Origin of the sequence: Streptomyces sp. NEAU-W12, assembly GCF_026242095.1 — a bacterium.
Classification (GTDB): Bacteria; Actinomycetota; Actinomycetes; order Streptomycetales; family Streptomycetaceae; genus Streptomyces.
The window spans coordinates 75,785-93,739 of sequence record NZ_JAPJDM010000025.1 but is presented as its reverse complement, the minus strand read 5'-3'; the positions used below and the strand labels follow the sequence as shown (position 1 = coordinate 93,739).

The 17,955-nt window shown below is 71.1% G+C and carries 17 protein-coding genes; 10 read left to right on the top strand and 7 right to left on the bottom strand.

The annotated features are described in order from the left end of the window. Nucleotides 1–130: 130 nt before the first annotated feature. Together ORI94_RS27745 and ORI94_RS27740 are read right to left on the bottom strand one after the other, a co-directional pair. Nucleotides 131–1,210, bottom strand: a complete 1,080-nt coding sequence (locus ORI94_RS27745) for a hypothetical protein (RefSeq protein WP_266080563.1) — start codon at nucleotides 1,208–1,210, stop codon at nucleotides 131–133. Nucleotides 1,211–2,012: 802 nt separating this feature from the next. Beyond that, complete coding sequence (locus ORI94_RS27740; RefSeq protein ID WP_266080561.1) at nucleotides 2,013–2,351, bottom strand: chorismate mutase; 339 nt, start codon at nucleotides 2,349–2,351, stop codon at nucleotides 2,013–2,015. Between the two features lie 364 nt (nucleotides 2,352–2,715). Between ORI94_RS27740 and guaA the strand changes: the two genes are divergently transcribed. Continuing rightward, nucleotides 2,716–4,296 (top strand): glutamine-hydrolyzing GMP synthase, encoded by a 1,581-nt coding sequence (gene guaA, locus ORI94_RS27735; protein WP_266080559.1) that lies wholly within the window; start codon nucleotides 2,716–2,718, stop codon nucleotides 4,294–4,296. A gap of 62 nt (nucleotides 4,297–4,358) precedes the next feature. On the opposite strand, the gene ORI94_RS27730 is transcribed toward guaA, so the two are convergent. Continuing rightward, nucleotides 4,359–4,832, bottom strand: a complete 474-nt coding sequence (locus ORI94_RS27730) for a pyridoxamine 5'-phosphate oxidase family protein (protein ID WP_266080557.1) — start codon at nucleotides 4,830–4,832, stop codon at nucleotides 4,359–4,361. A gap of 208 nt (nucleotides 4,833–5,040) precedes the next feature. On the opposite strand from ORI94_RS27730, the gene ORI94_RS27725 reads away from it, so the two are divergent. From ORI94_RS27725 to ORI94_RS27715, 3 genes are all read left to right on the top strand, one after another. Continuing rightward, nucleotides 5,041–5,847, top strand: coding sequence for a class II aldolase/adducin family protein (locus ORI94_RS27725; protein WP_266080555.1), 807 nt, complete (start codon nucleotides 5,041–5,043; stop codon nucleotides 5,845–5,847). Nucleotides 5,848–6,097: 250 nt separating this feature from the next. Beyond that, complete coding sequence (locus tag ORI94_RS27720; RefSeq protein ID WP_266080553.1) at nucleotides 6,098–7,378, top strand: hypothetical protein; 1,281 nt, start codon at nucleotides 6,098–6,100, stop codon at nucleotides 7,376–7,378. A 143-nt stretch (nucleotides 7,379–7,521) separates the two neighbouring features. Beyond that, a complete protein-coding gene (locus ORI94_RS27715) occupies nucleotides 7,522–8,052 on the top strand; it encodes a DoxX family protein (RefSeq protein WP_266080551.1) in 531 nt (176 codons plus the stop codon). A gap of 116 nt (nucleotides 8,053–8,168) precedes the next feature. On the opposite strand, the gene ORI94_RS27710 is transcribed toward ORI94_RS27715, so the two are convergent. Beyond that, nucleotides 8,169–8,402, bottom strand: a complete 234-nt coding sequence (locus ORI94_RS27710; protein ID WP_266080549.1) for a hypothetical protein — start codon at nucleotides 8,400–8,402, stop codon at nucleotides 8,169–8,171. Beyond that, nucleotides 8,389–9,834 (bottom strand): PspC domain-containing protein, encoded by a 1,446-nt coding sequence (locus ORI94_RS27705; RefSeq protein WP_266080547.1) that lies wholly within the window; start codon nucleotides 9,832–9,834, stop codon nucleotides 8,389–8,391. The genes ORI94_RS27710 and ORI94_RS27705 overlap by 14 nt, the downstream gene beginning before the upstream one ends. A gap of 197 nt (nucleotides 9,835–10,031) precedes the next feature. Here ORI94_RS27705 and ORI94_RS27700 point away from each other — a divergent pair, with 197 nt between their 5' ends. Next, a complete protein-coding gene (locus ORI94_RS27700; RefSeq protein WP_266080545.1) occupies nucleotides 10,032–11,324 on the top strand; it encodes an ATP-binding protein in 1,293 nt (430 codons plus the stop codon). After that, nucleotides 11,321–12,061, top strand: a complete 741-nt coding sequence (locus ORI94_RS27695) for a LuxR C-terminal-related transcriptional regulator (protein ID WP_266080543.1) — start codon at nucleotides 11,321–11,323, stop codon at nucleotides 12,059–12,061. Before ORI94_RS27700 ends, ORI94_RS27695 begins: the two co-directional genes overlap by 4 nt. Here the strand turns inward: ORI94_RS27695 and ORI94_RS27690 are convergent. Continuing rightward, complete coding sequence (locus ORI94_RS27690) at nucleotides 12,039–12,461, bottom strand: ATP-binding protein (RefSeq protein ID WP_416237910.1); 423 nt, start codon at nucleotides 12,459–12,461, stop codon at nucleotides 12,039–12,041. The two genes, ORI94_RS27695 and ORI94_RS27690, sit on opposite strands and share 23 nt — an antisense overlap. 31 nt (nucleotides 12,462–12,492) lie before the next feature. Here ORI94_RS27690 and ORI94_RS35625 point away from each other — a divergent pair, with 31 nt between their 5' ends. The 3 genes from ORI94_RS35625 (at nucleotide 12,493) to ORI94_RS27680 (ending at nucleotide 13,597) form a co-directional block, all read left to right on the top strand. Further along, a complete protein-coding gene (locus ORI94_RS35625; RefSeq protein WP_416237909.1) occupies nucleotides 12,493–12,903 on the top strand; it encodes a Scr1 family TA system antitoxin-like transcriptional regulator in 411 nt (136 codons plus the stop codon). Next, nucleotides 12,900–13,148, top strand: a complete 249-nt coding sequence (locus ORI94_RS27685; protein ID WP_266080539.1) for a DUF397 domain-containing protein — start codon at nucleotides 12,900–12,902, stop codon at nucleotides 13,146–13,148. Before ORI94_RS35625 ends, ORI94_RS27685 begins: the two co-directional genes overlap by 4 nt. 95 nt (nucleotides 13,149–13,243) lie before the next feature. Beyond that, nucleotides 13,244–13,597 (top strand): hypothetical protein, encoded by a 354-nt coding sequence (locus tag ORI94_RS27680; protein ID WP_266080537.1) that lies wholly within the window; start codon nucleotides 13,244–13,246, stop codon nucleotides 13,595–13,597. A gap of 74 nt (nucleotides 13,598–13,671) precedes the next feature. Here the strand turns inward: ORI94_RS27680 and ORI94_RS27675 are convergent, their stop codons facing one another. Next, a complete protein-coding gene (locus tag ORI94_RS27675; protein ID WP_266080535.1) occupies nucleotides 13,672–14,868 on the bottom strand; it encodes a C40 family peptidase in 1,197 nt (398 codons plus the stop codon). 488 nt (nucleotides 14,869–15,356) lie between these two features. Here ORI94_RS27675 and pcrA point away from each other — a divergent pair, with 488 nt between their 5' ends. Next, complete coding sequence (gene pcrA, locus ORI94_RS27670) at nucleotides 15,357–17,840, top strand: DNA helicase PcrA (protein ID WP_266080533.1); 2,484 nt, start codon at nucleotides 15,357–15,359, stop codon at nucleotides 17,838–17,840. Nucleotides 17,841–17,955: the final 115 nt, after the last annotated feature.

Here is a 17,955-nt window from a genome sequence, read left to right as displayed (position 1 = left end):
AGGGGCGGACGGGAAGTGCGGGACGGGCGGGAAGGCCTGGAGGGGCGGGACAGGGGGAAGGACCTGCGCCCCCCTCCGAGCGCAGGTCCTTCACCTTGCCTGGTCCGGCGTCAACCGCCGTACGGCGTGCTTACGCCACCGAGCCGGCCTTGCGGCGGCGCACCAGGTACACCGCGCCGGTGCCGGCCACGAGGGTGAGACCGCTGACGAAGCTGATCATCGGCAGGTCGGAGCCGGCGCCCGTCTCGGCGAGGCTGCCGGTGACCTTCGGGGTGTTGCCGCGGACCGGCTTCTTGTCGGCGACGGGCGCCTTGCCGCCTTCCTGCGGCCTGGTGCCGTCCGTGTCCGTACCGGCGCCCACGATCTGGAACCTGTACGCCATGGAGCCGTAGCCGGTGCACTCGCCGTCGCTGTCGCCGTAGATGGTCGCGCCGAGGGTGAAGTCGGCGCCGACCGGGGCGGAGGCCTTCACGTTGAGCCGCATCGGGATGTTGACCTGGTAGTCGGCCTCGAGCTCGGTGCTGTAGCCGATGTAACCGACCGCGTAGCCGTCCTCGTCGAGGGTGGCCCAGCTCTTGCCGTCCGGGTTCCAGACCTGCAGCTCGATCTGCTTGCTCTTGAAGAGGTCCGCGCCGTCCGCGTCGGCGGAGGCTCCGGCGAGGTAGTCGAGGTTCTCGAGCGTCGAGTCGGAGTTGTTCACCACGTCCAGCGAGAACTCGTGCCAGCCACTGCCCGCGACGATCTTGCCGGGCAGGCCGGAGATGTCCACGTCGACCTTGGTGTCCTCGCACATGGACGGCTCGGGTTTTGGAGATTCCGACTCCTCCGGTGCGGACGTGCTCGGCGCCGGGCTGGTCGGGGAGACGGAGGTGCTCGGGGTCGGCTCCGCCTCGTCCTCGCCCTCGGAGCCGCTGGGCGTGGGCTTCGGCTCCTCGTCGTTCCCGGGCTCGTCGTTCCCGGGCTCGTCGTTCCCGGGCTCGTCGGTCTCGGTGTCGTCGGGGGTGCCCGGGGCGTCGGTGGGATCGGTCGTGGCCGGAGGGGCGTCCGTCTCCTCCTCGCCCTCCTCGCCCGTCCCGGGGGCGTCGGTCGAAGTGACGGTCGGCGACGGGTTTGTCGACTCGGTGGCGTAGGCGGCCGGAGCCGCGAGGAGCGCTGCCGGGGCTATCACTGCTGTCGCGGCGGCGACAGCCATGGCACGGCGGAGCTTCATGAAAACCTCGGGAAGTCGGGTGTACCGTCGGTTGCGGCACGCGTCGGGTGGAGGCCTCCGCGGTGGGGCGCGGGAGTGGCCCATGGTTCCGGTGCGTTTGATCACCGAACCCTGTGAACGGTTGTCCTGGGCCTGACATAATTTTTATGTGACGTGGATCACTCGAGGGTGTGGTCCGTCGAGGCGCCCGTGCGACCGGGACAGGGAGGCGCGCGGAGCCGACGAGGGCTGCGGCAGGCTCTCCCGTACCTGACGCGAGCTTCGTCGCCCGGCAGGGGAAGGGCCCCGCCGGGCGGAGTCGCGGGGCCCTTCCTGCGTCGGCACCGGCGCCAGGGAAGCGCCGGTGCCGGAGCGGCACCAAGGGGGCGGCGCCGCTGGTCTCGAACGGCCATGGACGGTCATGAGCGGAGACTGTCTCGAGTGTGGATCGTCTGCCGTCTGGTGCCTGATGTGGTTCTGCTCGTCCGATGGTGGTGCCGACCGGACCGGGACCTGTTCCGCCGGTCGGCTCCGGGCGTCCCCGGAGCCGACCGCTCTCCCGGATGACCGGGTTGCTGTCCCCTGCCGTCCGGTCACCGGTCCGGAGTGAGGTCCCACGACGCACGGCACGAGCCGCACGTCTCCTCGCTCCGGCGGGCCACGCGTGGTTCTGTCGGGCCCGCCCCTGGCTGACACGGACACCGGTACCAACGGTGCGAGCCCGGTCCCGGTCACGCACCGTACGGGTGAGAAGGGACGCGTACGTCTGTAAGGGGTGCGTACGCCTGTACCGGAACGGGGGTCCGGAGTCGGCGGCCGGGAGTCAGATCCTGCCGCGGCACAGCTCCAGCAGGGTCATCGCGAGCGTGGTGCCGGGCTTGCCCAGGGCGTCCCTGTAATGACCGAGGACCTCCATCTCCCGGGAGAGGTTCACCCGCCGGCCGCCGGAGGTGATCCGTTCCTGCTGGATGACGGCCGACACGGCCATCCGCTCCTGGACCAGGCCGATGATCCGATCGTCGAGCGCGTCGATCCGCTCGCGCGCGCCGGTGATCACACCGGCGGCCTCGGCGGTACGGGCGCCGGTCTTCTCGGTGCTCGCGGCTTCGGTGGTCGCCGTGGTCGCCGTGGTCGCCGTGGTGGCCGTGGTGGTTGTCGTCATGTCGGGGCTCCTCGTCGGACGGTGCGGAGTGCCCGGGTGCATGGTCCGAAAACGTCAGGCGCCCCGGACCTTGTCGGCCCGGGGCGCCTGGGAAGTTGCTCGTCAGTGGCTCAAGCAGCACGACCATGGCAGCCGGTGGGCCGGTTGCCATAGGTAAAGAGGAAGGTCGGGTGCGTGAGCATGGGCCCAGTATGCCGCGCGGTCCCCGGCCGGCCAACACGGGCCGCATACTGAGACGGGCCCCACCGCGCGGTGCCGCGGCCCGGTGCCCGCGCGGGCACCGGGAGTGAGGGGGCGGGCGGGCACGCGCCTCCCGGTAGAATCGGGAGGCACCAGATCCCGCCCCACCGCCGGAAGGCACCTCGTGTCATCAGCGACTTCCGCTGCCCACGCGCCCGACACCGTCCTGGTCGTCGATTTCGGCGCGCAGTACGCCCAGCTCATCGCCCGTCGCGTCCGCGAGGCCCGGGTCTACAGCGAGATCGTGCCGAGCACCATGCCGGTCGCGGAGATCCTCGCCAAGAACCCGGCGGCGATCATCCTCTCCGGCGGCCCCTCGTCCGTGTACGAGGAGGGCGCCCCCACCGTCGACCGTGCGCTCTTCGAGGCCGGCGTCCCGGTCTTCGGCATGTGCTACGGCTTCCAGCTCATGGCGCAGACCCTCGGCGGCCAGGTGGACAACACCGGCTCCCGTGAGTACGGCCGTACCGGACTGCACGTCTCCAAGGCGGCCTCCACCCTCTTCGAGGGCACCCCGGAGGAGCAGGCGGTGTGGATGTCGCACGGCGACGCCTGTTCCGCGGCCCCGGAGGGCTTCGCCGTCACGGCGTCCACGGACGTCGTCCCGGTCGCCGCCTTCGAGAACGACGCCAAGAAGCTCTACGGCGTCCAGTACCACCCCGAGGTCATGCACTCCACGCACGGGCAGCAGGTGCTGGAGCACTTCCTGTACCGGGGCGCCGGCCTGAGCCCGGACTGGACCACCGGCAACGTCATCGAGGAGCAGGTCGCCGCCATCCGCGAGCAGGTCGGCGACCGGCGCGCCATCTGCGGCCTGTCCGGCGGAGTGGACTCCGCCGTCGCCGCGGCCCTCGTCCAGAAGGCCATCGGTTCGCAGCTGACCTGCGTGTACGTCGACCACGGCCTGATGCGCAAGGGCGAGACCGAGCAGGTCGAGAAGGACTTCGTGGCCGCGACCGGCGTCCAGCTGAAGGTCGTCGACGCGTCGGAGCGGTTCCTGGCCGCGCTCAAGGGCGTCTCGGACCCCGAGGAGAAGCGGAAGATCATCGGCCGCGAGTTCATCCGGGTCTTCGAGCAGGCCCAGGCCGAGATCATCGCGGACGCGGGCCCGGCCGTGGAGTTCCTGGTCCAGGGCACCCTCTACCCGGACGTCGTCGAGTCCGGCGGCGGCACCGGCGCCGCCAACATCAAGTCGCACCACAACGTCGGCGGGCTCCCCGAGGACCTCGAGTTCCAGCTGATCGAGCCGCTGCGCCAGCTGTTCAAGGACGAGGTCCGGCGGGTCGGCCAGGAGCTCGGCCTGCCCGACGAGATCGTCCAGCGCCAGCCGTTCCCCGGCCCCGGGCTCGGCATCCGTATCGTCGGCGAGGTGACCAAGGAGCGGCTCGACCTGCTGCGCGAGGCCGACGCCATCGCCCGCGAGGAACTCACCGGGGCCGGCCTCGACCGGGACATCTGGCAGTGCCCGGTGGTCCTGCTCGCGGACGTCCGCAGCGTCGGGGTCCAGGGCGACGGCCGGACCTACGGCCACCCGGTCGTCCTGCGCCCGGTGTCCTCCGAGGACGCCATGACCGCCGACTGGTCGCGGCTGCCGTACGACGTCCTCGCGAAGATCTCGACCCGCATCACCAACGAGGTACGGGACGTCAACCGCGTCGTCCTCGACGTGACGTCCAAGCCGCCGGGGACCATCGAGTGGGAGTGACGCCCGGCGGGGAGTGGCCCCTGCCACGTCCCGCCAGGCCCCTGTAGGGCCCGGCGGGCCTTTCAGGTCCGCTTGAGCGTGCGCACCGGTTCACCGGGCTTCCAGACCTGGAGGACGAGATACGTCTCGTCCTCCACACAGGTCCGTACGACCTCCGTCACCTCGGTGCGGAAGAGGTGGAACGGTTCCGGCGGTTCCACCTCCTCGGTGTATCCACGCCGGCTTTCCTCGTCCTCGACCTCGACCGCCCGGCCGCTGATCCGGACGTCCCCGCCGCCCATGCCCGTGCCCGGGCCGGGGTTCGCCTGCAGCGCGAAGCGCGGGTCGCGGCGCAGGTCGAGTGCCTTGAGCGAGCCCGGCATCATGCCCAGCCACAGCTCGCCGTTCAGGAAACGCACCTCCAGGCCGGTGGTGCGCGGCGACCCGTCCTTGCGCAGAGTGGCGAGGACGTGGTGGGTGTGCGTGGCGAACCGCTCCTCCACGGTCTTCGCGAGGGCGGGTTCGGCTGTGGCGAAGGCCTCCCAGTTCGTGTTCATGGGCCGAGTGTGGCGGGGATACCGGACGTCTCGTGTCGGGTATCCGCCGAGTCCTCCGGACGGAGGTCATCCGGACGGCGGCTTCCCGATGGCGGCGCCCGGATGTCGCCTTTGTCACGTCGCACCGGATCTTTGTGGAATCGATCTGTCGTCCGTGGCTGCACGACGGTAACTTCCGCACCATGCGACACTCCCTGCTGGAGGACTTATGCACGGGCAGACCCCGCCCCCGCCCCCGCCCCCGCCCCTGCCCACCGACCGGCTGCGGTTCGCCATGCCGCCCATGCACGAGTCGGTCGAGGACGAGCGCCGGCACCGCAAGGAGCGGCTCGCGGGCGCACTGCGGCTGTTCGGGCGGCTCGGCTTCGAGGACGGCGTCTCCGGGCACATCACCGCACGCGATCCCGAGTTCACGGACTGCTTCTGGGTCAATCCGTTCGGGATGCCCTTCCGGTACGTCACCGTGAGCGACCTGGTGCTCGCCAACCGGGACGGCCAGGTGGTCCAGGGCGGCTACCGCGTCAACCAGGCGGCGTTCACCATGCACGCGCAGGTGCACATGGCGCGACCCGACGTCGTCGCCGTCGCACACTGCCACTCGGTGCACGGCCGCGCGCTCGCCGCCCTCGGCGACCTGCTCGACCCGATCAGCCAGGAGAGCTGCGCGTTCTACGAGGACCACACCCTCTACAACACCTACAGCGGCGTCACCGTCGACGCGGACGAGGGCCGGCGCATCGCGGCCGTGCTCGGCTCCCACAAGGCGTTGGTGCTGCGCAATCACGGGCTGCTCACCGTGGGGGACTCGGTGGACGCGGCGGCCTGGTGGTTCGTGTCCATGGAACGCTCCTGCCAGGTGCAGCTCAGCGCGAAGGCGGCGGGCCGGCCCGTGCTGATCGACCACCGGCAGGCGGTGGCGACGCGGGAGCAGTTGGGCGGGGACCTGGTGGCGTGGATCAACTACCAGCCGATGTGGCGGGACATCAGCCGAAGCGAACCCGACCTGCTGACCTGATCTGACCTGACCTGACCTGACCTGATCCGAGGCGCCTGCCCCGTCCTGACGTGCCGGGTGGGGGAATTCCTGCGGCCGGGTCAACATGAGGCCTCGGACTTCACTCTCACGTGCCGGACCTGTCGGGTGAAGAGGGCCGGACGTAGGGCACAATTCGCTTTCGTTGCAGGGGAGTTGTCTGCACCGGTACAGGCGGCCGGAAACGCTGTCGTGATCATGAACGTGGATGCGGGGAAGGCGGGCTTCGGGCGTGGCGGTGCAGGAGGCGAGACAGGGCGGCGCGGAGGCGGGCGCCCACGAGAGCGGCTGCGCCTGCGGGGACTGTCCGCACGGAGCGCGTGAGGGGCATCGGCGCGCGGTCGCCGCGTTCCTACTGAAACGCGAGGAGTTCGCGGCCGGCCACGGGCTGCCCGCGGCGGTGGCCCACTCGGCGTCCGCCTCCCGCCAATGGATCTCGGAAGAGCTGGCGCAGGCCGCCGAACTCGTCGCCCGGCGCGGCCGGGCCGAGGGGGCGGTCTGGCTGGTGCGCGTGTGGCGCCGGACGGTGGTGGTGGTCTGGTCGGCGGTCGTCCTGTTGCTCCTGGGCCAGGCGCTCACGGCGATCGGCCCGGGGTGGAGCGCCGCCCGCACGGCCGGACTGCTGGCCGCGCTGGTGGTCGCCGGTGCGCTGACCGCGGCCTCCTGGTTCCACCGGGCGCGCGGCGGGGTACTGGCCCCGGTCGTCGGGGAGGACAACCGCCTCTCCACGTCCCGTGCGGTGGCGTCCGCCTGGGTGCTCTTCCTGGCGTACGCGGTGCTGGTCCTGGTCGGACAACTGGCCGTCGCCTCCGACCACCGGGAACGTGACGCGCTGATCGCCGGGCTGGAACTCGCCCGCGGTGCGGGTGTGGTGACCGTCCTCGCCGTGATGTGCGGGATCGCCGTGGTGGTGCGGCGGGTGGTCGGGCTGCGCGTGCAGGGACAGCGGCTGCAGAAGGTGCGCGCGGACCGGCCCCGGGCGGCCGATCTGCTGACCGACGACGCGGGCCGGGGCGCCTTCGCCGACATCCAGTACGTCGTGGTCAGCGGCGTCGCGCTGGCATTCGCGGCGGTGCGGCTGGCGCGGCGGCCGGACCAACTGCCGGACCTGCCCTGGGGGCTAGCCGTGGTCGTGCTGGTGTCGGCGGCGACCTATCTCGCCGGGAAGTACGCGGAGGGCGGCCGGCCGGTGATCCTCTCGGTGGTACGGGCGCGGGAGGCCGGTGACCTGGACGCGCCGATCCGGACCGGCGACGACATCGAGATCCGCGGGGCCGGCTTCGTGCCGCTGGGCGCGCAGGGAGCCGACCGGCTGGCCCGTATGGTCGTCCGGGTGGGCACCGTGCACGTCCACGTACCGCTGGTGCCGGTGGCAGGCGGCTTCGACAACCCGACGGACGCCCTGCTGACGGTTCCGGTCCCGGCGGACGTGGAACCGGGGCGCGTCGAGGTGCAGGTCGTCACGGCGGCAGGAGTGGAGACGAACCGGTACGCGATCGACGTGACGGACTAGGCCGGGCGCTCTCGAGCCTCCTCCGTTGCCCTCCGGTGAACGTCCGAAAAAATCCGGACGGCCTGGATTGATCCGGTGTCAATTGCCGTACGTATGCTCTGGTGAGGGGGTCTCGGTACGGCGGCGAGAGGCGGCAGACGGCGATGACTCACGAGATGCGAGCGGATACTTACGGCCCCCCGCTCGACGGTGACAGAGGCTGGCGGGAGACCGCCACGCGGTACGCCCTCCTTCCTCTGCGAATATTTCTGGGCGTCACCTTCCTCTATGCGGGCATCGACAAGCTCACCGACAGCGCGTTCATGAAGGACGCCGGGGCCGGGTCGATCGGCGACATGATGCGGGCCGTCCGCGACTCCTCGGCCCTTCCCGCACTGGTCGACATGTCCCTGGAGAGTCCCGTCGCCTTCGGCTACGCCATGGCCTTCGGCGAGCTGGCCGTCGGGATCGGAACCCTGATCGGCCTGCTCACCCGGCTGGCCGCCCTCGGCGGTGCGCTGATCTCGCTCAGCCTGTGGCTGACGGTGAGCTGGGCCGCCGAGCCCTACTACTACGGCAATGATCTCCCTTACCTCATGGCCTGGACTCCGCTGCTGCTGGCGGGCGCCCCCCTCCTCTCCGTGGACGCCGCACTCCGCTCGCGACGGCGACAGCGGGCGGGAAACTACCGGTAGGGCCACGCTTTCCACAGGGCGGATCCGCCCGTCCCGTCGGCCGGGACGCCTCGCGCCGGGTCGCCTCCCAGGCTGCCTCGCCGAGCTGTCGCCGCGTCGCGCCGCGCCGCTCTTTGTCAGGCCGGTGACTTCGTGTGGGTCTCCCGGGCGCCGGAGCGTCTGTGCCGGCGTATCAGCGCCGTCACGGCGGCCACTGCCCCGGCCAGGCACAGACCGCCCGTGACGACCGGAATCGCGACGAACCACGGTGTCTCCCAGGCGCCACCCGCGTCGCCCGCGTAGAGCACGGCGGCGAGGGTCAGGAAGAGGCCGGCGACCAGCCTGCCGGGCTGGAACTCATGACGTAGCACGGCTCACCTCCACCTGTCCCGCACCGACGTGGACGTCCAGGTCGAGCGTCCCTGTCCTCTTGACGCCCGCAGGGGGCCGCAAGGTCAGTTCCTCGTGCTTGCCCGGTGCCACGTCCACGTCCTTCTGTGTGTCGCCGGGCAGCTGGATGTCGCCCACTCCCACGTCGATGCTGAGCCTCACGGTCACGCCCTCGGGCACGATCACGTGGACGCGGCCCACACCGACGTCCGCCCGCGTCGACACGGTCTCTCCCCCGGGTATCCGTGCCTTGGACAGATCCAGGATGCCGGTGCCCGTGCCCAGGTCGTAGACCGGGCGTATCCGGGCGACCGAAGCGGGCTCCCAGGTGGTGCGCGTCCACTCGGTGCCGATGTCCTTGGACATGGCCGACGAGGCGGCGAGCAGCCCCGCGGTGATGACCGCCAGGAGAATCGACCCCGCTCCGGTGCGGCCCAGGAAGGCACTGACCGCCAGACCGATCCCGAAGACGGCGAGCGCACACGCGAGGCCGGTCTGCAGGCTGGTGCCGAGCGGCTGCTCCGCCCAGGTCAGGCCCGTGCCCAGACCGGCCGCGAGCAGGGCGAGCAGGAAGATCCAGCCGCCGATCCAGCGGGGGCCGCGTGGCTTCACCGGCCGGCGAGGGGTGCATGAGCCGCCGCGGGCGGAGGAGTGGGGGGTGAGTCTGACGTCGACCACGGAGGCGATGTCCACGTCCCGGGAGTCCCGGGGACCCCACAGGTAGCCCGTGCCCCCGATGTGCGTACCGTCCTTCACGATGGGATCGCGCCACCACGAGGAGAAGGCGGCGGGAACCGGCGGTGCCTGGGGCTCCGGCGGGGCATCGGCCGCGGCCTGGGCGGCGAGAGGGTCGGGGCTGGGGGTACCGCGTTGCCGCGACCAGTACCCGGCGCCGGCGAGCAGCAGGGAGAGCATCACGGCGAAACTCAGCAACCCGCCGTTGTTCAGCATGCTGAGGAAGACACCGCAGCCGACCAGCGCGAAGAGCACGGCCGTCAGCGTGTGGCCGTCGACCCGGCCGGTCAGCAGCCTGCGGACCCCGTTCTCCTCCTCGCCCTCGTACGGGACGACGAGCCAGGCGAAGCCGTAGAAGATGAGGCCGACGCCACCGGTGGCGGAGAGCACCGCCAGCGTGATGCGGAAGATCACCGGGTCCATGTCGCACTGCCGGCCGAGCCCGGAGCACACCCCGCCGAGCATCTGGTGCCGGAGGTCGCGCCGGAAACGGTGCGGCGGCTCGGGTACGGATGGCTCGCCCGGAGGACGCGGAGCCCCGGCGGGCGCGGTCTCCCCGGCAGCCCCACCGCCTGCCGTACCCGCGGCGGGCGCGCCCTCCCGCGGCCCGGCACCCCCGGGAGGGCGCGGGCCGGAGCCGGGTCCCGGACCCGTCGCGGCGTGCTCGTGATCTGTCATGGGTCCATGGTGGCGGGCGAGCCGCCGCGACGGCAGTCGGGACGACCCTGGCCGGACCCTGATATCGGCCCTGAGGGGCGGCCGGGGGGAGCGTCCGGGAGGCCTGATCCCCAGAAATCGTCGGTCCCGGAGATCAGGGGAGTCTCCGGGACCGACCCTGATGCCCCGGAACCAGGGGCCGTGTGACCATCATTGACATGTCGGAAGCCGCAGCAGCGCCCCTCGCCGAGCCGCGGCCGCCGCGCAAGCTCTACCGCAGCAGTGACGGACGCTGGCTCGGTGGTGTGGCGCGGGGGCTCGCCGGACACCTCGGGCTGCCCGTGGTCTGGGTACGGCTCGTCTTCGTCGGCCTGTTCATGGCCGACGGTCTCGGCGCCCTGCTGTATGCCGCCTTCTGGTTCTTCGTACCGCTCGGGGTCGGCGGGGTGGACGCCCAGAAGCCGCCCGCCCCGGTCACGACGGAGAGAGCGCCGGACGGCCGGCGCCGACTCGTCACCCGCAGACCGGACAAGGGCCAGATCGTCGCCCTGCTTCTCATGGTCGTCGTGACCATGGTCTTCGTCGGCAACGTGAACACGTCCAACGGGGCCAGGGCCTACCTGTGGCCGACCGTGCTGGTCGGCGCGGGCGTCGCCCTCGTGTGGCGGCAGGCGGACAACGCGCGCCGGGCCCGCTGGGTCGAGGTCGGCAGCCGCCGCCGCACGGTCACCCTGCTGCGGGCCGGGGCCGGCGTCCTGCTGGTGACGGCCGGGGTGTCGGGCATCTTCGTGCTCCGGGGCTCGGGCGCCCACCTCGTCTCGGTGCTCCAGGCGGCCCTCGCGGTCCTCGTCGGGATCACACTCCTCGCCGGCCCCTACCTCGTGCGCATGAGCCAGGACCTCTCCGAGGAACGGCTGATGCGCATCCGCGCCCAGGAGCGCGCCGAGGTGGCCGCCCACGTCCACGACTCGGTGCTGCACACCCTTACCCTGATCCAGCGCAACGCCGACAGTCCGGGCGAGGTGCGCCGGCTCGCCCGCGCCCAGGAGCGCGACCTGCGCACCTGGCTCTACAAACCCGAGGGCACCGGCAAGGACGAGGCCGACGAGCCCGCCACCCTGGCCGACGCCGTACGGCGCAATGCCGCGGAGGTGGAGGACAAGCACGGCGTCCCCATCGAGGTCGTCGTCGTCGGCGACTGTCCGCTCGACGAGAAGACCGGCCCGCAGATGCAGGCCGCACGCGAGGCTATGGTGAACGCGGCCAAGTACGGTGGCGAGGGGGGTGCCGTACAGGTCTACGCCGAAGTCGAGGGAAGGACGGTCTTCGTGTCCGTCCGGGACCGCGGCCCCGGCTTCGACCTCGACTCGATACCCGCCGACCGCATGGGTGTCAGAGAATCGATCATCGGCCGCATGGAGCGCAACGGCGGCACGGCGCGACTGCGCGCGGTGCCGGACGGCGGCACGGAGGTCGAGCTGGAGATGGAAAGGGCGGAGAAGACGTCATGAGCGAGCCGACCGGGCCGACCGGGACGACCGAGCCGAACGGGACGAACGGTGCGGCGGGGCCGGCCGACGGCACCGGACGCCACGTGCGCGTCGTCCTCGTCGACGACCACCGCATGTTCCGCACGGGCGTCCAGGCCGAGATCGGACAGACCGAGCAGACCGGCGTCGAAGTGGTCGGCGAGGCCGCGGACGTCGACCAGGCGGTCACGGTCATCACCGCGACCCGGCCCGAAGTCGTGCTCCTCGACGTGCACCTGCCCGGTGGCGGCGGCGTGGAGGTGCTCCGCCGCTGCGCCCCGTTGATGGGTGACACCGAGCAGCCGGTCCGCTTCCTGGCGCTGTCCGTCTCGGACGCGGCGGAGGACGTGATCGGCGTGATCCGGGGCGGCGCCCGCGGATACGTCACGAAGACGATCACCGGGGCCGACCTGGTCGACTCCATCTTCCGGGTCCAGGAGGGCGACGCCGTCTTCTCGCCCCGCCTGGCCGGCTTCGTCCTCGACGCCTTCGCCTCGACCGACGCCCCGCCGGTCGACGAGGACCTCGACCGCCTCACCCAGCGCGAGCGCGAGGTACTGCGGCTGATCGCCCGGGGCTACGCGTACAAGGAGATCGCCAAGCAGCTCTTCATCTCCGTGAAGACGGTCGAGTCCCACGTCTCGGCGGTGCTGCGCAAGCTCCAGCTGTCCAACCGCCACGAACTGACCCGCTGGGCTACGGCACGGCGCCTGGTGTGACTGGTGGACGACCTACTGCGGGCGCAAGCCGTGTCGGTTCAATGCTGCCCCGCGGGAGTGCCACGTCGAACCGCACCTCCTTGTCGGTACCGCACTCCCTTCTCCGGGTGCCCCAGTCCTCCGCCGGAGTCACCACCCATGTGAGTCCTCGGCCCGACTCGTAGTCCGGGCAGGCGGCAGTCGGCGTCGGCAGCGTGTCGTCGGCGTCTGCCACCGTGATGCGGAGAGGGGTGTCCGTGAGTTCGCAGCGGGACCGGGTCTCACGGCCCGCCGGGACCTTCGCGTGGCGGTGGGCGTTGGTCATCAGCTCGCTCAGGAGGAGCTCCGCCGTGTCCGTCACGTCTTGTGGCAGCTCCCAGGGCGTCGCCTGTTCGCGGAACAGCGCGCGTGCTCTGCCCACGCTTCTCGTGTGACGCGGCAGACGCCACTCGATGTCCCTCGGGGCGGTCCGGCTTCGACGGCAGGAAGCGCTGACCCGACGGATCGGCGTGCTCGGCGGATCCGTGCTCCACGAGGCTGCGCTGCGCACTGGAGTTGGTGGCGAGGAGGTCATGAGGGCTCAACCCGAGCGTCTACGGGAGGTCGGGCGAAGTCGCCACGTACCGGTGCGGGTACTTCCGATCGGCCGCTGCAACGGTGTCGCCCTGGCTGGCCCCATCGTTGTACTGGAAACGCCTGACCGTGACATGTCGGCTTATGCGGAAGGGCCGGAGGTCAGTGTCCTGCATGCCAGTCCGGACAAAGTGAGTGTGTTGAACCAGAGGCCTGCCGTGATCCGCACCCATGCCCTCAGTATCGAGGAGTCGGCCGGGTACATCAGAAGGGTGGCGGAGGAGGTGTGAGCGACGGCTTGGCATGGTCCGAGTCCAGTTGCAGCGACGATCAGGGCGGCGCCTGCCCAGAAGCAGCCCTTGTCTGGCGGAAGTCCAGCCACAGGGACAGCGAGGGAAGCAACTGCGTCGAAGTCGCCTCCTGCCCCCGCACCGTCCACGTCCGGGACTCGAGGCTCGGCGCCCGGAGTCCCCGGTTCGCCGCCGCCGGAGGTGGCTGGACCGCGTTCGTCGCGTACGCCCGTACCGGAGCTTGAGCTTCCAGGGGCGAAGGGGCGAAGGGCGAGGCTCGAGGCCGGAGGGCCGGGGCGGTGTCGGGCGGAGAGCGGGAGTCTCGTTAGGCTCCGGCCTCATGGACGTACTCATCCGCCTCTTCGTCGGACTGCACATCATCGGCATCGCGTCGCTGCTCGGCGGGTTCCTCACCCAGATGAAGGCGATGGGTCAGGGCACCGCCCGCTTCGTCCCCGCGATGCTGCACGGTGCGGTGACGATGCTGGTCACCGGTGTGGTTCTGGTCGGGCTCAACCAGGCGCAGGACTATTCCGTCGACAACATCAAGATCGGCGTCAAGCTCGCCCTGCTGATCGTGATCCTCGGCCTGGTCTACGTGAAGCGGGACGACGAGAAGGTGGACAAGGGCCTGTTCGGGCTGGTCGGGCTGCTGACCACGGCGAACATCTTCATCGCCGTGCTCTGGACCTGACGGGCCCCCGCACAGGGCCACCGCGCGGTGACGATGCTGGTCACCGCGCGTACGGCGCCGGAACGCGGCCTCGGTCAGGCCGGGCGGACCACGCTGTGGATCGACGACTCGCCGTCGTAGAAGACGGACTCCTCGCGGACGTAGGTGCCGGGCTTCGGGGCGTGGATCATCATGCCGTTGCCGATGTAGAGGCCCACGTGGGTGATGTCGTCGTAGAAGAAGACGAGGTCGCCGGGCTGGGCCTGGGACACCGGGACCGTGGTCCCGGCCTCGACCTGGTCGTAGGTGGTGCGGGGCAGGGAGACACCCGCGGCCCTCCACGCGCCCTGGGTCAGGCCCGAGCAGTCGTAGGAGCCGGGGCCGGTGGCGCCCCAGACGTAGGGCTTGCCGATCTGCGCGCGGGCGAAGGCGAGGGCCTTCTCGGCCTTGGCCGCGTACGAGGAGGCCGTCGAGGCCGGCAGCGTGGTCGTCGTGGAGCCGCCGGACGTGCCGGAGGAGCCCGACGCGCCCGAAGTGCCGCTCGCCGCCTCCTGCTGCCGCGCCTCCTCCTCGGCCTTCTGCTGCTCCGCCTGCTGCCGGGCGAGCTCGGCGGCCTTGCGGGCGGCCTCTTCCTGCTTCTTCTCCTCGATCGCCGCGAGCCGCGCCTTCTCCTCGGCGGTCAGCTTCGACATCAGCTCACGCGCGGTGCTGAGCTTCTTCTGGACGGTGGCCTTGGCGGTCTTCAGGGCGTCCTGGGACTCGGTGAGCGTCTCGAGGCTCTCGGTGGCCTCCCTGCGCTTCTCCATCGTCTCGGACTGCTGGGTGACGTAGTCGTCGACCGCTTCCTTCTGGCGGCCGGTCATCCGGTCCAGCAGCTGGTCCTGGTCGAAGAAGTCCTGCGGGGAGTCCGCGAGCAGGAAGGTCGCCGTGTCGGGGATGCCGGCACCGGTCCGGTACTGGGCGGCGGCGAAGGAACCCAGTTCCTCCCGCGCCTCGTTGAGCGTCTGGGTGCGCTTGGCCACGTCGTCGAGGAGCGTGTCGACGCGCTTGCGCTGTTTCGCGGTCCTCTCCTTGGCCCCGTTGTACTTCTCGGTCGCCGACTCCGCCTGGCGGTAGAGGTCGCCGACCTTCTTCTCGACCTCCTCCAGGCTCGGCCGGTCGTCGTCCGAAGGGGCGGCGTCGGCCGTCTGGGAGAGGAGGGCGACGGAGGTGAGGGCCGCCGTGGCGAGAGCGGGGGTCCGTATGCCGGCCACGCGCGTACCCGGGGTGCGCGACTTGCGGTGCGACGCCAAGGGAGGCGACTCCTTCCAACGTTCCGCCGCGGGGGAGCGGCAGGGGCTCCCGGGCCGTGCCGGCCCCGGGGAGGTTCGGGAGGGGTGCGGGCGGGGTGGACCGGAAGGACTGCCCCACGGCTGCTCCGGGGAGGGAGCGGCCGGTTCACCCCGGGTTCCCGGTGGGCCCCCGGCTCCGACTGCCGCGGCGGCAGTGACGGACTCGGCAAAGGCCGCTCGCCCGGCGAGGTTCACCGGTGGGGGTCGCGCGGCCCGCCCGAACCGTAGCCAACTCATGTGGCTCGTGTGAAGGTTGATGGGTGATATGCCCGATACATTTTCGTGACCTTCTTCGTCACGTCACACAGGGTGAGGGAGTGCTCCTGAAGGGTGGGCGCGCGTCCGGTCGCCGGTCGCGCGGCGGCGGCCGCCGGGGGACGGGCCGGAATGCGGGGATGTTCCCGGGGTGGCCGCGGGTTGTCGGCGGGGCGGCCTAGACTCGGAGAGCGATGAGCAGCCTCTTTGACGACAGCTTCCTGGCGGACCTCCAGGGCCGGCGCGGCCCCGTGGAGGAGCCCCCGCCGCCACCCGAGGACGATCACGTACCGGAGGAGGTTCCGGACGATCTGTTCGGCGGGAAGTTCGACGTGCCGCCGGACCGGGACACCCACTACCGCGACGGTGCCCCGCGCCCGGTGCTCGACCCCGCGGCCCTCCTGGAAGGGCTGAACGACAACCAGCGTGCTGCCGTCGCGCACTCCGGCTCCCCGCTGCTCATCGTGGCCGGCGCCGGCTCCGGCAAGACCCGGGTGCTCACCCACCGCATCGCGCACCTGCTGGCCGCGCGGAGCGTCCACCCGGGCCAGATCCTCGCGATCACCTTCACCAACAAGGCCGCCGGCGAGATGAAGGAGCGCGTCGAGCAGCTCGTCGGCCCGCGCGCGAACGCGATGTGGGTCATGACGTTCCACAGCGCCTGTGTGCGCATCCTGCGCCGCGAGAGCAAGAGGCTCGGCTTCACGTCGTCGTTCTCCATCTACGACGCCGCCGACTCCAAGCGCCTGATGGCCCTGGTCTGCCGCGACCTGGACCTCGACCCGAAGCGCTTCCCGCCCAAGTCCTTCACCGCCAAGATCAGCAACCTGAAGAACGAGCTGGTCGACGAGGAGGACTTCGCCGCACAGGCGGGCGACGGCTTCGAGAAGACCCTCGCCCAGGCCTACGCGCTCTACCAGTCGCGGCTGCGCGAGGCCAACGCCCTCGACTTCGACGACCTGATCATGACCACGGTCAACCTGCTCCGCGCCTTCCCGGACGTCGCCGAGCACTACCGCCGCCGTTTCCGGCACGTCCTCGTGGACGAGTACCAGGACACCAACCACGCCCAGTACGCCCTCGTGCGCGAGCTGGTCGGCACCTCCGGGCACCCCGTCGGCGTACCGGCGGGCGCGGACGACCTGCCGCCCGCCGAACTGTGCGTGGTGGGCGACGCCGACCAGTCGATCTACGCCTTCCGCGGCGCGACGATCCGCAACATCCTCCAGTTCGAGGAGGACTACCCGAGCGCGACGACGATCCTGCTGGAGCAGAACTACCGCTCCACGAAGACGATCCTGGGCGCCGCCAACGCCGTCATCGAGCGCAACGAGTCCCGCCGCCCCAAGAACCTGTGGACCAACGCGGGCAGCGGCGCGCGGATCACCGGGTACGTCGCCGACACCGAGCACGACGAGGCCCAGTTCGTCTCCGACGAGATAGACCGCCTCACGGACGCGGGCGAGGCCAGGGCCGGTGACGTCGCCGTCTTCTACCGGACCAACGCCCAGTCCCGTGTCTTCGAAGAGGTCTTCATCCGGGTCGGTCTGCCCTACAAGGTCGTCGGGGGTGTCCGCTTCTACGAGCGCAAGGAGGTCCGGGACGTCCTGGCCTACCTGCGGGTGCTCGCCAACCCCGAGGACTCGGTGCCGTTGCGCCGCATCCTCAACGTCCCCAAGCGGGGCATCGGCGACCGCGCGGAGGCGATGATCGACGCCCTCTCCCAGCGGGAGAAGATCAGTTTCCCCCAGGCGCTGAAGCGCGTCGACGAGGCGTACGGCATGGCCGCGCGCTCCACGAACGCGGTGAAGCGGTTCAACACCCTGATGGAGGACCTCCGGACGATCGTCGAGTCCGGAGCGGGCCCGGCGACCGTCCTGGAGGCGGTCCTCGAACGGACTGGTTACCTCGCCGAGTTGCAGGCCTCCACCGACCCGCAGGACGAGACCCGGATCGAGAACCTTCAGGAACTCGCCGCCGTCGCGCTGGAGTTCGAGCAGGAGCGCGGCGAAGAAGAACAGAGCACGCTGGCCGACTTCCTGGAGCAGGTCGCACTGGTCGCCGACTCCGACCAGATCCCGGACGAGGACGAGGACGGCTCCGGCGTCATCACCCTGATGACCCTGCACACCGCCAAGGGTCTGGAGTTCCCGGTCGTCTTCCTGACCGGCATGGAGGACGGCGTCTTCCCGCACATGCGTGCCCTCGGGGAGACCAAGGAGCTGGAGGAGGAGCGGCGCCTGGCGTACGTCGGCATCACCCGTGCGCGTGAGCGGCTGTATCTCACCCGGTCCACGCTGCGCAGCGCCTGGGGGCAGCCGTCGTACAACCCGCCTTCCCGGTTCCTGGAGGAGATCCCGGCCACCCACCTGGAGTGGAAGAGGACGGGCGCGACCGCGCCCGTGTCCTCCGGGCCGGTGTCGGGGGTGGCGGCCTCGCTGTCGTCGTCCCGGTCCCGCTCGTCGGCGTCGGGCGCGTCCGGCTTCGCCACGCGACGGGCCGCCGAGAAGCCGGCGGTGTCGCTGGCGGTCGGGGACCGGGTCACGCACGACCAGTTCGGGCTCGGTACCGTCGTCGCGGTGAAGGGCACGGGCGGCAACGCCGAGGCGACGATCGACTTCGGGGACACCAAGCCGAAGCGGCTGCTGCTGCGGTACGCGCCGGTCGAGAAGCTGTAACCGGGGGTCCGGCACACCCGGAGCCTTCGCCGCCACGAAGCGGCGAAGGCCCGCGGGCGAGGGGCGAGGGCGACCTGCTTCACGGGGCCCGGCCCGTTTCGTCACAGCCGGTACC

What these genes read in the sequence shown, in the direction of transcription:
- ORI94_RS27745 (WP_266080563.1), bottom strand. Translation starts at nt 1,210, where the DNA reads ATGAAGCTCCGCCGTGCCATGGCTGTCGCCGCCGCGACAGCAGTGATA.
- ORI94_RS27740 (WP_266080561.1), bottom strand. Translation starts at nt 2,351, where the DNA reads ATGACGACAACCACCACGGCCACCACGGCGACCACGGCGACCACGGCG.
- ORI94_RS27730 (WP_266080557.1), bottom strand. Translation starts at nt 4,832, where the DNA reads ATGAACACGAACTGGGAGGCCTTCGCCACAGCCGAACCCGCCCTCGCG.
- ORI94_RS27725 (WP_266080555.1), top strand. Translation starts at nt 5,041, where the DNA reads ATGCACGGGCAGACCCCGCCCCCGCCCCCGCCCCCGCCCCTGCCCACC.
- ORI94_RS27715 (WP_266080551.1), top strand. Translation starts at nt 7,522, where the DNA reads ATGACTCACGAGATGCGAGCGGATACTTACGGCCCCCCGCTCGACGGT.
- ORI94_RS27705 (WP_266080547.1), bottom strand. Translation starts at nt 9,834, where the DNA reads ATGACAGATCACGAGCACGCCGCGACGGGTCCGGGACCCGGCTCCGGC.
- ORI94_RS27700 (WP_266080545.1), top strand. Translation starts at nt 10,032, where the DNA reads ATGTCGGAAGCCGCAGCAGCGCCCCTCGCCGAGCCGCGGCCGCCGCGC.
- ORI94_RS27695 (WP_266080543.1), top strand. Translation starts at nt 11,321, where the DNA reads ATGAGCGAGCCGACCGGGCCGACCGGGACGACCGAGCCGAACGGGACG.
- ORI94_RS35625 (WP_416237909.1), top strand. Translation starts at nt 12,493, where the DNA reads ATGTCCCTCGGGGCGGTCCGGCTTCGACGGCAGGAAGCGCTGACCCGA.
- ORI94_RS27680 (WP_266080537.1), top strand. Translation starts at nt 13,244, where the DNA reads ATGGACGTACTCATCCGCCTCTTCGTCGGACTGCACATCATCGGCATC.
- pcrA (WP_266080533.1), top strand. Translation starts at nt 15,357, where the DNA reads ATGAGCAGCCTCTTTGACGACAGCTTCCTGGCGGACCTCCAGGGCCGG.